At 45.6% G+C, this 13,970-nt stretch carries 16 protein-coding genes; 12 read left to right on the forward strand and 4 right to left on the reverse strand.

Annotated features, from left to right (window positions below):
* Positions 1-5 precede the first annotated feature (5 nt).
* A complete protein-coding gene (locus ACTCCX_RS09580) occupies positions 6-1,703 on the forward strand; it encodes a peptidase M20 (RefSeq protein ID WP_463275783.1) in 1,698 nt (565 codons plus the stop codon).
* Between the two features lie 6 nt (positions 1,704-1,709).
* Here the strand turns inward: ACTCCX_RS09580 and ACTCCX_RS09585 are convergent, their stop codons facing one another.
* The gene (locus ACTCCX_RS09585; RefSeq protein WP_463275784.1) at positions 1,710-2,072 is read right to left on the reverse strand and encodes a YbaN family protein; all 363 of its coding nucleotides are present in this window, start codon (positions 2,070-2,072) and stop codon (positions 1,710-1,712) included.
* A gap of 166 nt (positions 2,073-2,238) precedes the next feature.
* On the opposite strand from ACTCCX_RS09585, the gene ACTCCX_RS09590 reads away from it, so the two are divergent.
* The 7 genes from ACTCCX_RS09590 (at position 2,239) to ACTCCX_RS09620 (ending at position 7,485) form a co-directional block, all read left to right on the forward strand.
* The gene (locus ACTCCX_RS09590; protein ID WP_463275785.1) at positions 2,239-2,637 is read left to right on the forward strand and encodes a hypothetical protein; all 399 of its coding nucleotides are present in this window, start codon (positions 2,239-2,241) and stop codon (positions 2,635-2,637) included.
* A gap of 174 nt (positions 2,638-2,811) precedes the next feature.
* Positions 2,812-3,255: a MarR family winged helix-turn-helix transcriptional regulator gene (locus ACTCCX_RS09595; protein WP_463275786.1), complete on the forward strand. Its 444-nt coding sequence runs from the start codon at positions 2,812-2,814 to the stop codon at positions 3,253-3,255.
* Positions 3,256-3,405: 150 nt separating this feature from the next.
* Positions 3,406-3,909 carry a Cys-tRNA(Pro) deacylase gene (gene ybaK, locus ACTCCX_RS09600; RefSeq protein ID WP_463275787.1) on the forward strand — a complete coding sequence of 168 codons (504 nt, stop codon included), beginning with the start codon at positions 3,406-3,408 and terminating at the stop codon, positions 3,907-3,909.
* A 39-nt stretch (positions 3,910-3,948) separates the two neighbouring features.
* Positions 3,949-5,337, forward strand: coding sequence for a bifunctional metallophosphatase/5'-nucleotidase (locus tag ACTCCX_RS09605; protein ID WP_463275788.1), 1,389 nt, complete (start codon positions 3,949-3,951; stop codon positions 5,335-5,337).
* Positions 5,338-5,346: 9 nt separating this feature from the next.
* Positions 5,347-6,087 carry a YutD family protein gene (locus ACTCCX_RS09610; RefSeq protein WP_463275789.1) on the forward strand — a complete coding sequence of 247 codons (741 nt, stop codon included), beginning with the start codon at positions 5,347-5,349 and terminating at the stop codon, positions 6,085-6,087.
* Complete coding sequence (locus ACTCCX_RS09615; RefSeq protein ID WP_463275798.1) at positions 6,083-6,850, forward strand: TIGR01457 family HAD-type hydrolase; 768 nt, start codon at positions 6,083-6,085, stop codon at positions 6,848-6,850. The genes ACTCCX_RS09610 and ACTCCX_RS09615 overlap by 5 nt, the downstream gene beginning before the upstream one ends.
* A 2-nt stretch (positions 6,851-6,852) precedes the next feature.
* Positions 6,853-7,485: a TIGR01906 family membrane protein gene (locus ACTCCX_RS09620; protein ID WP_463275790.1), complete on the forward strand. Its 633-nt coding sequence runs from the start codon at positions 6,853-6,855 to the stop codon at positions 7,483-7,485.
* Positions 7,486-7,588: 103 nt separating this feature from the next.
* Here ACTCCX_RS09620 and ACTCCX_RS09625 read toward each other — a convergent pair whose 3' ends face one another.
* From ACTCCX_RS09625 to ACTCCX_RS09635, 3 genes are all read right to left on the reverse strand, one after another.
* On the reverse strand, positions 7,589-8,095 hold the full coding sequence (locus ACTCCX_RS09625; protein ID WP_463275791.1) for a phosphatidylglycerophosphatase A family protein: 507 nt from the start codon (positions 8,093-8,095) through the stop codon (positions 7,589-7,591).
* A gap of 384 nt (positions 8,096-8,479) precedes the next feature.
* Positions 8,480-9,469 (reverse strand): NAD(P)/FAD-dependent oxidoreductase, encoded by a 990-nt coding sequence (locus tag ACTCCX_RS09630; protein WP_463275792.1) that lies wholly within the window; start codon positions 9,467-9,469, stop codon positions 8,480-8,482.
* Positions 9,470-9,521: 52 nt separating this feature from the next.
* Positions 9,522-10,031: a divergent PAP2 family protein gene (locus ACTCCX_RS09635; RefSeq protein ID WP_463275793.1), complete on the reverse strand. Its 510-nt coding sequence runs from the start codon at positions 10,029-10,031 to the stop codon at positions 9,522-9,524.
* A gap of 166 nt (positions 10,032-10,197) precedes the next feature.
* Between ACTCCX_RS09635 and ACTCCX_RS09640 the strand changes: the two genes are divergently transcribed.
* The 4 genes from ACTCCX_RS09640 to ACTCCX_RS09655 all read left to right on the forward strand — a co-directional run bounded on the left by ACTCCX_RS09640 (position 10,198) and on the right by ACTCCX_RS09655 (position 13,205).
* Positions 10,198-10,782 (forward strand): peptidylprolyl isomerase, encoded by a 585-nt coding sequence (locus ACTCCX_RS09640; protein ID WP_463275794.1) that lies wholly within the window; start codon positions 10,198-10,200, stop codon positions 10,780-10,782.
* 205 nt (positions 10,783-10,987) lie between these two features.
* A complete protein-coding gene (locus tag ACTCCX_RS09645; RefSeq protein ID WP_463275795.1) occupies positions 10,988-11,419 on the forward strand; it encodes a CvfD/Ygs/GSP13 family RNA-binding post-transcriptional regulator in 432 nt (143 codons plus the stop codon).
* On the forward strand, positions 11,416-11,802 hold the full coding sequence (locus ACTCCX_RS09650; protein ID WP_463275796.1) for a hypothetical protein: 387 nt from the start codon (positions 11,416-11,418) through the stop codon (positions 11,800-11,802). The genes ACTCCX_RS09645 and ACTCCX_RS09650 overlap by 4 nt, the downstream gene beginning before the upstream one ends.
* Positions 11,803-11,858: 56 nt before the next feature.
* A complete protein-coding gene (locus tag ACTCCX_RS09655; RefSeq protein ID WP_319217855.1) occupies positions 11,859-13,205 on the forward strand; it encodes a glucose-6-phosphate isomerase in 1,347 nt (448 codons plus the stop codon).
* The last annotated feature ends 765 nt before the right edge of the window (positions 13,206-13,970 follow it).

Consider the following 13,970-nt stretch of genomic DNA (forward strand, 5'->3'; position numbering starts at 1 on the left):
ACGATATGTACGAAACAATCAATAATCTGCCGCAACCGCAGCAAATTGAAGTATTGGCAAAAGAACTCGTCCAGATCCCGAGCGTCAACAGTTCGGCTCATGGTGAAGTGGATATCTGCAGGCGTGTCGCCGAGATTCTGTCGAGTTTCCCTTATTTTCAGGAGCACCCCGATCTGGTTTGGGAGACGCCGTTGTTGAATGATCCATTGCAGCGGAGAAATGTGTTCGCATTTCTTCCCAAAGCCGATTCGAAGAAAATCGTCCTGCTGCATGCCCATATCGATACGGTCGGCATCGAAGACTTCGGAAAGCAGAAAGCAGATGCTTTTTCGCCGGAGCGCCTGTTGCGCTTTTTTGAGAATTACGAAGCAGATGCTGACGTTCAAAGCGACGCATTGTCAGGCGAATGGGCATTCGGGCGCGGTATGCTGGACATGAAGAGCGGGATGGCGGTGCATCTGGCAAACCTGCTGCGTTACTCATTAAATTCGCAAGAACTTCCATTCAACCTTTTGCTGATGGGGAATCCCGTGGAAGAGAACGATCATACCGGCGTTATCGCTGCTTTGCCGGAGCTGTTGGCGTTCAAGCGGAAAGGGTACGAGTTCATTGTTGCGGTCAATACTGATTTTGTTTCGCCTTTGTTTGAGGGCGACGACACGCGCTATCTGTATACGGGCGCTGCCGGAAAAATCCTCCCTTGTTTTTACATCAAAGGCCGGGAAACGCATGTGGGCAGCACGTTGCAGGGCATCGATCCGACGCTGCTTTCCAGCGCCATCAACTTGGCGATCAACACGAACCCAGACTTGTGCGAGCTGATCGACGACGAAGAAGTCTTGCCGTCATCCGCTCTGCAGCAGCGGGACTGCAAAGACTTCTACAATGTCCAAACGGCTAAAGTGGCACACCTCTACTTCAACACGTTTCTGTACGAACGCTCCGTTACGGATGTGCTGTCGATATTGCGCGGTGCAGCCGAGGAAGCCGTCCGGAAAGTGACGGAAAAACTGGACGCCCGGCTGGCTGAATACCGTGCCAGAGTGGGTGTTCCGATCGGTACGATCGACCACGAGGTGAGCGTCCTGCTTTTCGAAGATTATTTGCGCGAGTGCTCGCAAAAGGGCGTCGATACGGCTGCGATCATAGCGGGAAATTTGGAGAAATACGGCCAGGAGGATAAACGCGCTTTCGGCTTTAGGCTGGTCGACGCATTGGAGCATGCGACAGGGGATGATGCCGCCAAAGTTATCCTCTTCTTGGCACCGCCGTTTTGTCCGCATAACGGCATCGAACCGGATTCGCCGGTTGACCATGCCATTTCAGCCGCGATGGAAAAAATCGGGGCAGAGCACGGCCAGACGTTCAAAAAACGGCGCTTCTTTCCGTTCCTTTCCGACAGCAGCTACCTGTCGATGAGCGAAACCAAGGAGGAAATCCTGACATTGATCCAAAATTTTCCGGGTATGGAAAGCATTTACCCGCTGCCTACCGATGATATCCAGGAACTTTCGATTCCTGCGGTTAATCTGGGGGTCTATGGGAAAGGGGCGCACACTTGGAAGGAAAGGGTATATAAGCCATACTCCTATGAGGTTCTGCCCCGGTTGATCCGGGAAGTCATTGCGCATCTGTCGCGTGGACAGGAAAATCTTGAGGTCAGCAGTGACAGGCGATTATCCGGAAGTTTAGGCAAGCCGTGATCACGGTTATTTTCTGAACCGCAGATGCCAAGTCAAGCCGATCAGATGGGCCAAGTATACGATCAGCAGCACGATGCGCAGCGTTGTGCTGTCGGTCAGCGCAAAAGGAATCGTAAAGACAAAGAGCATCATGACGAACATCCGGATCATGCCCGCGTTCGTGATGTTTTTCTTTACCAAGGGCTCAACGATGTATTGCTTGTATTTATCCGACTCGGTGAATTGTCGGTGCAGACGTTCCGAGCTGTGGAGCCAGAAAAAACCGGTCAACAGATAGAAAACAGTTGTAGGCAGGAAAGGTAGGAACATCCCGATGGTCCCGAGAGCGAACGTCAATGAACCCAACGCTATATATAAATATTTTTTCAAATAAGTGTTCTCCTTTAAATCCAATAAGTACCAGATTAATCCATTGCTTATTGTTGATGATATTTCTGATAGGACAATTGTTTGTGTATACTGTTTATATAGTATATTACACTCAGGAGAGCAAGGGTATTAGGGAACTCCTGATGAATCAATGGGAGTGGCTTTTGTGAAGGGAAAAAATGTTATTTACCTTGATTTACTCTTTGTTATTTTTGGAATCAGTCTATTTCTGCCTTGGATCCTTATTCCGAACTATGAGACGTTTGCACTGGATCCGACATCCGAGTATCAGTTTTATTCGCAAAACTATTTTATTTTATTTCTATTCGTTCTGAGCTTTGTAACGTATTTTCTGCTTTTCAGGTTCAGGAAAGCCAAAGTGCTGCTCTTGCTGGCGGCGGAACTGATTTTTTTGGCGGGTATCATCCTGTTTCCACTGCTGGCCAACGGACTGATATTCCTCGACGTCGTGCTCTATGGGTATTATGTTGCCGTAACCACCTTGTTGACTTTGATTGTTTATCTGATGGTTTTGTATTTCAGCTGGCATGAGCAGCTCTCATAATATTTTTGCTGAACTGTGTGCGGGGATTAACGCTTTTCCTCCGCACGTTTTTTGTTTTTTTGTTTTGTAGAGCTTGGCTTATTCTGTTTAGAGAAAGCGTTTGTATATTTTGACAAATCTTTTTATTCGTGATATTATTCTTTCGAAATCGAAATAAAAAAGGGAGGTGTTACGATGCCCGCAACAGATCGCGATACTTTGAAGGCCCTTACAGTGTTATTTAAATCATCTCAACATGTACAGGACAAACTGAAGAAAGATATGATGAAGCAAGGACTGAATTTTTCGGAATTCGCCGTGATGGAATTGTTGTATCATAAAGGGGAGCAGCCGATCCAAAACATCGGGAAGAAAGTCTTGCTTGCCAGTAGCAGTTTGACGTACGTTGTCGATAAATTAGAGAGCAAAGGGCTGGTACAACGCATCCCATGTGCAACCGACCGCCGCGTTATTTTTACAGCCATTACCGAAGAAGGACGCAAATTGATGGACCGCATTTTCCCGTTGCATGCTGCTTATATCGCAGAAATATTTTCTGTCCTTTCAGATAAAGAAGTAGAAACATTCATCGACTTGGCCAAACGAGTAGGATTCCATGCCGAAAATTTGGAGCATTGATAACTATCCAGCTTAAAAAAATCAGGGACTCCTTCAGCATTGAGCTGTGAAGTCTCTTTTTTTGCGCTTTTTTATACCGGAACGGTCACTTTTTCCGGATGCAATCCCTATACATATGGTAAAATAGGCAGTATCAGACAAAAAGGAAAGATGACAGTGAAGAATAAGAAAATAACCAAAACAAATGCGATGCGCATGCTGGATAAACAGAAGTGCGCCTATACAGTCCATGAATATGCTTGGTCAGAAGACCACCTCGATGCGCTGTCAGTTCTCGAGAAAATGAGCCAAGATGCCGGCGCGGTCTACAAAACTATCGTAACGGTCGGGGATAAAACCGGCGTCGTCGTTGGGGTCATCCCGGCGCAGCATGAATTGGATCTGAAAGCTTTCGCGAAAGTCAGTGGCAATAAACGGATCGAAATGCTTCCTTTAAAGGATTTGGAAGCGACGACCGGTTATATCCGGGGAGGCTGTTCGCCGATCGGGATGAAAAAAGCCTTCCCTACTTATTTGTCACATCATATTCTTGATGAAAAGAGCGTGCTGGTGTCAGGCGGCAAACGCGGCACACAGATTGAGATTAGTCCCGCCGACCTGATGGCGGTAGCGCATGCTAAAGTTGAAGAAATCACAAAAGAGAAAGATGAATGAAGCACGTTCCTCTTTGTCGACGGAAAAGGAGAACGTATCATGAAAAAGTTGCATATCTACCATATCAATGATCTGCATTCGCATTTTGATAATTGGCCGAAAATCCGGCGCTTTTTGTTGGAAAAGAAAGCCCTCCATGAAAAAAATGGAGAAGAGGTGCTGCTTTTCGATATCGGTGATGCCTGCGACAGAGTGCACCCTTTGACGGAAGCCACCAACGGCAAGGCGAACATCGAATTGCTGAACCAAATTCCGTTCGATGCCGTTACAATCGGAAATAATGAAGGAATCGGCAATGACAAGCGGCAGTTGGATGAACTCTATGATGATGCCGAATTCCCTGTCGTGTTGGCGAACCTATACGATCCGGAAACGGATGCTTTGCCAACTTGGGCGCAGCCGTATCTGATCAAAACACTGGCCAGCGGTCTGAAAGTCGGAATCATCGGATTGACAGCGCCACTTTATCTCAGCTATGTCCCGAACGGCTGGGATCCCAAGGAGTCGGATGAGGTCCTGCCGAAAATTTTGTTGAAAGTGGCGCCGTCCGTCGATTTGATCATCCTTTTGTCGCACGTCGGTATCATCGAGGACATCCACATCGGCGAAATGTACCGTTCCATTCCGATCATTATCGGAGCGCATACCCACCATGTCCTCCCAGAAGGCAAACATGTGGATGATTCCTTGCTGCTGGGGGCAGGAAAGTTCGGGAAATACATCGGTCATGTCACGGTCAGCTATGATTCGGACCGGATTCTGGACCGTAAAGCCGAGCTGATCGAAGCAGCGGACTTGCCGGAAGAACCCAGCGATAGGGCGGAAGTCGCTGAACTGCAAGAACGTGGAGAAGCGCTACTGCAAGCGATCCCTATTGCTGACAACCCTGAAAGGCTTTTGACGGATGAAGGGCACATCAATGAACTGTTGCTGCTGGGTTTGGATGCCGTGACCGAATATGCCGATACACCATTCGGCATTCTGAACTCCGGACTATTCCTTGCGGATCTTCCGGAGGGCATCATCACGAAAAACCATCTGCATCAAATTTTGCCGCATCCGATGCGCTTGTTGGAATGCACGCTGACGGGACGGGATTTTAAAGTTATGATCGATGAAATGGAATCGCAGCGCAAAGAACTGATGACGAAGGAAATAACCGGCATGGGTTTCCGGGGAAGGATTTTCGGGGAACTCTGCTATCGTGGCTTTGAGGTAGAGCCTGTCACGAAGCGAGTGATGGTGGAAGGCAGGGAGCTTTCCGATGAGGAGGATATCACCTTTGTGACGGTGGACCATTTCCGCTACATCAGCTATTTCCCGACTATCGAAAACGAAGGCCGCAGCCGCTTGTTGTTTCCGTATTTCCTTCGGGATGTTTTCGGCCTGCATTTGGAAGAAAAATTTCCTATTACAAGAGAAAAGTGAGGTGCTATCGTGGATAAAAAGGAATTATTGGATGAATCATTGAAAACGCAAGTGGATGCCTTACTGGAAACTATTGCGGATGATAGTGAATCGGTTACAAACGACCGTAAAGAAGAGGAAGAAATTGTCAGTTTACTTGATGACAACCGTCTTTTGGTAGGTACCCAAGAATACGAATTGAGCATCAATCATCGGGAAGGCTTTGATTCTGAAGCGTTAGCCGGAAGATATACGTCCATTTTGAGTAAGTATGATTATATCGTTGGGGATTGGGGCTATGAACAACTTCGGCTGAAAGGCTTCTACAGAAACAACAACAGCAAGGTCTCCCAGGACAAGAAAATCAGTTTCCTGGAGGATTATCTCTATGAATACTGTAATTTTGGCTGTGCTTATTTCGTGATCGAAAAAACGCGTTCTGATAAAGAGAAAATCACAAAAACGAAGCGCAATCGTAAACGCAAGAATCGGGAAGCAAACAAAGAAGAACTTCAGGTAGATACAACTGTCCAAACAACTGTGCAGCCTACTAAGACTTCAGCACAACCAAACAAAAATAAAGAATCCAGAAATACCGAAAGACCGAAAAGCCAAGGGAAGAAAAAAGGTTTTGTGGTCAAAGATGTGAATGCGAAGGACTCCCAGCCGAAGGACAAACCGAAACCGACGACAACCAGACCTGCCAAGGGCGAGAAGAAAAGTTTCCAAATCAAAAAGATAGAGCAGTCATCAGGAGGAGAACATCATTAAAAAGTATAAAGGTTATTTAATCGATCTCGACGGAACCGTGTACAAAGGTGCAGAGCGCATTCCGACGGCGGAAATCTTCGTCAAAGAACTACAGGATAAAAATATTCCATTCCTGTTCGTCACGAACAACGCAACTAAGACGGCAAAAGAAGTGAAAGAGAATCTATTGCAAAACTTCCAGATTGATGTGACGGAAGACCATATTTACACAAGCGCCATGGCGGCATTGGATCATCTTAACGAATTGAATATCGGCAAGAAGGTGATGGTAATCGGTGAAGCCTCATTGAAACAGGAAGTGGAATCTGCGGGCTTCGAGATGGTCGATGAAGATCCTGATTTTGTCCTGCAGGCGTTGGATCGCGGGGTGACGTATCCGCAATTGGAGGCAGCTTGTTTGGCTATCCAAAAAGGCGCCACATTTGTAGCGACCAACCCGGACACTAATTTGCCGACCGAACGAGGCTTTATTCCTGGAGCAGGCGCCTTGACAGCCTTTCTGAAGGCGTGTACCCAACAAGAGCCGCTGATCATCGGCAAACCTTATCCAACGATCATGGCCGGTGCCATCAAAAGGATGCAGCTGGAGAAAGAGGATGTCATCATGGTTGGGGATAACTATAATACGGATATCCTGGCGGGAATACATTACGGCGTGGACACTTTGATGGTTCTGACTGGATTTTCACAGTTGGTCGATATCGATGGGAAAGCTGAGCAGCCGACTTATATCGTCAATGATCTGTCCGAATGGGAAGTGTAGCGATGGCTCAGAAGCTGAAATATTTTTCCGGATACACAGCCATTTTTTTGTTGGTGTTGAGCGCAAGTGTCGCCTTTACGATCAACTTTACACCGCTCTATAGCTTTGACATCGATTACCTGAACATTGAACAAATGACCGGTTTTTCGAAAGACGTCATTCTGGATAATTACCGTATCCTGATGCAGTATCTGAACTTGCCGTGGATTTCGGAATTGAGGATGCCTGATTTCCCTGCATCCGAGAGCGGTCTGTTCCATTTTCATGAGGTGAAAAGATTGTTCCTGTTGGATTACGCTATAATGGGTGTGTCTGCCGCTGCAACCGCATTGTTTTTGCGGATGGTGAAAAAAGAACAGGGTTATTGGCGGATGCTGAATCCGTTACGGCTGATGATTGCAGCTCCATTAGTGGCTTTAGCTGTGATTTTTATGAACTTCGACCGTCTCTTTGTCGCGTTCCATGGAGTCTTCTTCAACAATGATGCCTGGATTTTTGATGCGCGGACAGATCCGATCATTTTGGCATTGCCCCAGGACTTCTTCATGCACTGCTTTGTGGTGGTCTTTGTAATGCTTGAACTGGTCCTTGTGCTGTTGTACTTCTGGGTACGCAGAAAAGTGAAAAATACGTAAAACAAACGAGCTTGAACTGCTATCCAGAATGATAGCAATTCAGGCTCGTTTTGTCTTGATGGGTGCTCCAACGTACGGGTGTCTAAACGCGAATCATCACGCTCTATTTCATTATGTCGCTTTTGTTTGGGTTGTCGTGGGCGATGCGGCTGGCGGCGGCTGCAGCGATGGCGCCTACGATGTCATCTAGGAAAGTGTGGCACTCTGAATCGGATTTGTCGTTCAGTTTTTGCAATATGCCAGGTTTTACTTTATCGATATAACCGTAGTTTGTAAAACCGATGGAGCCGTATACGTTGACGATGGAAAGGGCAAGGATTTCATCTATGCCGTATAGACCTTCATCGTTTAGGATGATATCTGCCAACGGTTGGGAGAGTTTGCCTTCTTCGGCAAGCTTATCCAGCTCGATTCCGGTGATGATTGTGTTTTGGACTTCCCGCTTCAGGAATACAGCCGTAACATTTTCGATGCATTCTTCCATTGTCAGATTTTCTACATAGGATTTTTGGAGATGCAAAACGAGGTCGGCGATATCCTCGACGCTCACGCCGCGTTCTTTCATTAAAGCCACCGCTCGTGCATGCAACTCACTGTCTGATTTGACCATATTAATGCCTCCCGCTTTCGTATTTGATAGCTTCATTATAAAGGAATGGTCATGGAAAACAAAAGAAGAGGCTTCTGGCTTCAATGCAAAAAATCTGCTACACACAAGATAGCGTTTTGAGGGTATTGGGTGCTGGCGTTTCCGGTGGTGTGGATCGGCAATCAAAATTCAGATGAGCTGCCCAGGGCGATGACCAATTCATCAAATAGGTGAGGTGGTTCCGACAATTTGATTCCGTAGTAAGCTGAGATTATCGAATGTCGAGAAACATTCAACAATTTGACATCATTTCAGATCGAAATCGTCTAATGGCTACGGAACATCCAACAAATTGGCTTCGCAATCAAAAAGGGCCATCCCTCAAGGAGACGGCCCTACATATAACTAAAATAGGCTGGTGCTGTGCATCGGCTGGACGCGTGTGTCGGGATTGATGTAGACCATCGCGTTGTTGACGGCAATGGGAGCTTCACCGAAACCGGTGGCGATCAGTTTGACCTTTCCGGAGTATGTTCCGATGTCTCCGATGGCGTAGACACCCGGGATAGTGGTTTCCATCTTCGAGTTTACTACGATGGCATTGCCTTGGACATCGAATCCCCATTTCTTCATGCCGCCGATGGAAGACGAAAAGCCGTAATTGATCAAAAAGTCATCTACTTCCAGTTCTAACGTGTTATCTTTACGGGCTTCCTGAAGGGTAACGCTCGTCAGGAATTCGTCGTTTCCGTTGACACTGACCGGCACAAAAGGGGTCATGATCTCAATCGTCGATTCTTGCAACAGGTGTACGCTGTGTTCTTGGGCGCGGAATTGCGGCCGTCGATGGATCAGATAGACTTTTTTGGCTATCGGTTCCAAGGTCAATGCCCAATCCACTGCCGAATCTCCACCGCCGCAGATGGCGACCGTCTTGTCGCGGAAACTTTCGATGTTGTTCACGAAATAGTGGAGATTGGTGTTCTCGTACCTATCAGCGTGCTCTATTTCCAGTTTCCGCGGTCGGAAAGCGCCGTTGCCTGCGGATATGATCACCGCCTTCGAATAATGGCGATTTTTGGTCGTTTGGATTTCGAAGATGCCTTCCGCATTTTTTTCGAGTTCAAATGCTTCTTCGCCGAAAACCAACTTCGTATCGAAGCGGTCCATCTGCGCCTTCAGGTTAGTGACAAGGTCGCCTCCCGAGATTGCGGGGTAACCCGCTATGTCATATATATTCTTTTCAGCATACAGCATGCCGGGTTGGCCGCCGAGCTGGGGTAAAGCTTCTATGATTTTGACTTTGGCTTGTCGGAGTCCGGCGTAGAATGCGGTGAACATGCCGACGGGGCCACCGCCGATGATGGTGATGTCGTATATATCTTTATCTGTCAATTTTCTTCCTCCGTTGTTTCTATTCCGGGCGAACGCATCGCCCAGAGAGGTATCAGATTTGCGCGTAGAACAATCTGACGATGAATGTCACGAAAATACCGGTCAACAGTCCGACGAATACTTCGGAAGGTTTGTGGCCAAGGTATTTTTTGACAGCCATTTCTTCAGGGTGGATTTTCTCCTCCGCTTCTTCAGCAATCAGTTCCTGCTCGTTCTTAGGGAACTTGAGTGACAAACGGGTCAATTCTTTGATGGCATCAATGAGGACAATCCCCTGCTCGCCACTCTGACGACGAACCCCCATCGAGTCGAACATGACGATGACGCCAAAAGTCGTAGCGATAGCCACATAACCTGAACCAATCCCGTATTGAAGGATGAGTGCTGTTATCAATGAGCTGACGGCAGCCGAGTGGGAACTGGGCATTCCGCCAGTGGTCGTAACAATCGACAAGGAAGTTTTCTTGTCCTTTGATAAAATTGCAATCGGATATTTTAAAGCTTGGGTGAACATGATAGCTGCCAGGGAACAAATCAGTGGGAAATTCTCGAAAATCATCATTATTTTTCATCCTTCACTTAAAGAGCTACTTTTCATTTATGATAACATGAATCGATAGATACAGCCTAATGAAAAAGAAAAAACGGCCTGAATTTTCATTTTTGGATAATCGGGGGATTAATCTTCTGCATCTTGTGGTAAAATGTAAAAAAAAGGAGGATGAATAATGAGCTTATTTCCACAATTACAATCAACAGAAAACGATAAGAAAGTCATTATGAAAACAAATAAAGGGGATATCACGATCCGTTTGTTCCCTGACTTGGCACCGAAAACAGTCGAAAACTTCTTGGGTTTGGCTGAAAGCGGCTATTATGATGGCATCATTTTCCACCGCGTCATTGACAACTTCATGATTCAGGGCGGCGACCCTACAGGAACTGGAATGGGCGGTTCAAGTGTTTGGGGCGAATCTTTTGAAGATGAATTCTCGATGAATCTGTTCAACCTCAACGGCGCATTGTCGATGGCGAATGCTGGCCCGAACACAAACGGAAGTCAATTTTTCATCGTCACCGCTAAAGAAGTTCCGATGACCATGTTAGCTCAATTGGAAGCGGGCGGCTGGCCGAAAGAAATCGTCGAGGCATATGCTGCAAACGGCGGTACACCTTGGTTGGATCAAAAACATACCGTATTCGGACAAGTGGAAGCCGGCATGGAAACCGTCTACGCTATCGAAGGCGTGAAAAAAGGCGCTCAAGACAAACCAGTCGAAGACGTTGTCATCGAGAGCATCACGATTTTATAATCGTGTAGAAGGGGCAAAAAAAGCCCTTTTTCTTCATGAATCAGGATATCTTGATTTCGTCTCACCTAACGCTACTGAGCGTTTTCAGGGTAGGGATCGCAATGACGCCGCCTAAGAGTTGCTTCTGATCAAAGTTGCATCAGAAATTCTATCCTTTCATCTGGGCACGTGGTATAATTATCTGGTACTGTGAGGGGAATTAAGAATGAAAATGGAATATAAAATCGGAGACATAATTGAAGGCAAGGTAACAGGAATCCAATCATATGGTGTTTTTATTTCATTAGACAAAAATACGCAAGGCCTGATCCATATATCCGAATGCAGGCATGGGTATGTGACCAATCTTGATGAATTCATTCAAATCGACGATGAAGTAGAAGCCAAAATCATAGATATCGATGAGTATACAGGTAAAATAAGCCTGTCTCTCAGGGCTATGGAAAAGTTGGCAACTCCGTGTTATCCGGCAAAAAGAAAGAAAAGGAAAAGACGATACTTACCGCAGATTGGTTTTGAGACCTTGAAAGAAATGATGCCTACCTGGATCGAAGAGGCCAAAGAAGACGAAAAAGTCAGGAAATCGACAGGGAATAGTCCTGTCTATACGACTTCCGGTGAAAGGGGACATTCATGATGATAAAAGAAAACATAGTAGCAGGGACTATTATGGTCACTAATGAGGCAGAGGAAACGTACTTTCTGGTCAATACAGAAAATAGAACCTACAGCCTACCTAGTGTGAACTTATCCGAAAGCGGTAAATCCCCTTTAGGATCTATAATGGAAGTCTTGCTGGCGCATGTTGGCATTGAATCTGAGTCTTTGCGATTGCTTGACTTGACGAACATGAAGGGCAATGGCAAAAATATGCCCCTGTTTGTTTTCGATTCATTGGAAAAACCTTCCGATTTGGACAGCTTACTGAACGAACCAGGCAAGTTTGCATGGAAAAAATCTTCGGAAATCTCGGAAATACTTACTGAACTGGAATTGGATAGTGTACCTATTTACCATTAAAGTCGCTTATTTCTGTTCGGTGATCATTTTATAAAAACAAATTAGGAGGATATTAAATGTCACACATTCAATTTGATTACTCTAAAGCTTTGAAATTTTTTGCGCAACACGAATTGGACTATATCCAGTACCAAGTAACAGCCGCTGACAAAGCGCTTCGTGAAGGTACAGGCCCAGGGAACGACTTCACTGGCTGGATTGACCTGCCTAAAGATTATGACAAAGAAGAATTCGCCCGCATCAAAGCGGCAGCGAAAAAAATTCAATCCGATTCAGAGGTTTTGGTCGTTATTGGTATCGGAGGTTCTTATTTAGGTGCCCGTGCTGCAATCGACTTCCTGAACAACACTTTCTACAACGTTCAGACAACTGCAGACCGCAAAACACCGCAAATTTTCTTTGCAGGAAACAGCATCAGCTCCACTTATTTAGCTGACTTGATCGAAGTGATCGGAGACCGTGATTTCTCAGTGAACATGATTTCAAAATCAGGAACTACCACTGAACCGGCAATCGCTTTCCGCGTGTTCAAAGAATTGTTGATCAAAAAATACGGTAAAGAAGAAGCAGTAAAACGCATATACTCTACCACAGACAAAGCAAGAGGCGCAGCGAAACATGAAGCAGACATGGAAGGGTACGAAACTTTCGTAATTCCTGATGACGTTGGCGGACGTTTCACTGTATTGACACCAGTTGGCCTTCTTCCGATCGCTGTCAGCGGAGCTGATATCGATGCGTTGATGCAAGGTGCTGCTGATGCCCGTGAAGCATATATGAATCCTGATTTGGCAACGAACGTAGCCTATCAATACGCAGCTATCCGCAACATCCTGTACCGTAAAGGCAAAGTGACTGAGATTTTGGCTAACTACGAACCAGGCATGCAATACCTGTCAGAATGGTGGAAACAGCTATTCGGTGAATCTGAAGGCAAAGACCAAAAAGGTATTTACCCAACCAGCGCGAACTTCTCGACAGATTTGCACTCAATCGGCCAATCCATCCAAGATGGACAGAGAAATATCTTTGAGACGGTTGTTAAAGTTGCAAAACCACGCAAAACAATCGATATTCCTTTAAGTGCAGAAGATTTGGACGGCTTGGGCTATCTTGAAGGTAAAGACGTTGATTTCGTGAATACAAAAGCTTACCAAGGGACTTTATTGGCTCATACAGACGGCGGGGTACCAAACTTGTTGGTCACTATGCCTGAAATGGATGCTTATTCATTAGGCTACCTTGTGTATTTCTTCGAAATCGCAGTAGGTATTTCTGGTTACCTGAATGGTGTGAATCCATTCGACCAACCAGGTGTTGAAGCTTACAAGAAAAACATGTTTGCGCTTCTGGGCAAACCTGGATTCGAAGAATTGGCTAAAGAATTAAACGACAGACTATAAGTTTACCAATTGATCGGGGCGGACAATTCGTTGTCCGCCTTTTTTATATAACTAGGGAAGTATAAAATTTTTCGAATTGAAAAGTGCGTCACCATAGGTGTTTCACAGGTTTCCAAAATGTTTCATGCCATCAAATTTGATGGCCAGCTTCACGGGTAAGCCCTTCGGAAATTAGATAAATCTGTCCTATTGCTGCATGGGACGGTATTTCGAAGATAGGAAATGAACTGGCATTTAGTTTTGCGCATGACGAAAAAATGTCTGACATAAAAAAGGTTGATTCGTAGCTGTTGACAAGGCTTACATTTTTGTGGTAAAGTTTAGTTCCTCGGTAATCCGATGCGTTTTGTTTTTAAATCTGTTTGACACAGGTTTGGAATGATGATAGTATTATGAAGTTGTCTTTTGTAAGGCATCGGCAAGATAAGATTCATTGTTGACACCAAGATGAAACGATGTTATCATATGAAAGTTGCTGATTCATCCGGTAAACAGTTTAAAATTTAATTTTAAAAACTGTTGACAAGATGCGGTGGCCGTGATAATATGAATAAGCTATCACGTAACGAGTGATACGCGATGACCTTTGAAAACTGAACAAAGAATGAACGAACCAAATGTGCAGGGAGCTTCGATTTCGGTCGAAGCAAACGAAGGCGATACTTAGTATCGCAAACATAAAGTCAGCAAGAAATTAAGAGCTATTCAGCTTTTCATGAGGGTTTCTGTACAAGAGCCCACATTACATGAGAGTTTGATCCTGGC

The organism is Trichococcus sp. (genome assembly GCF_055118575.1).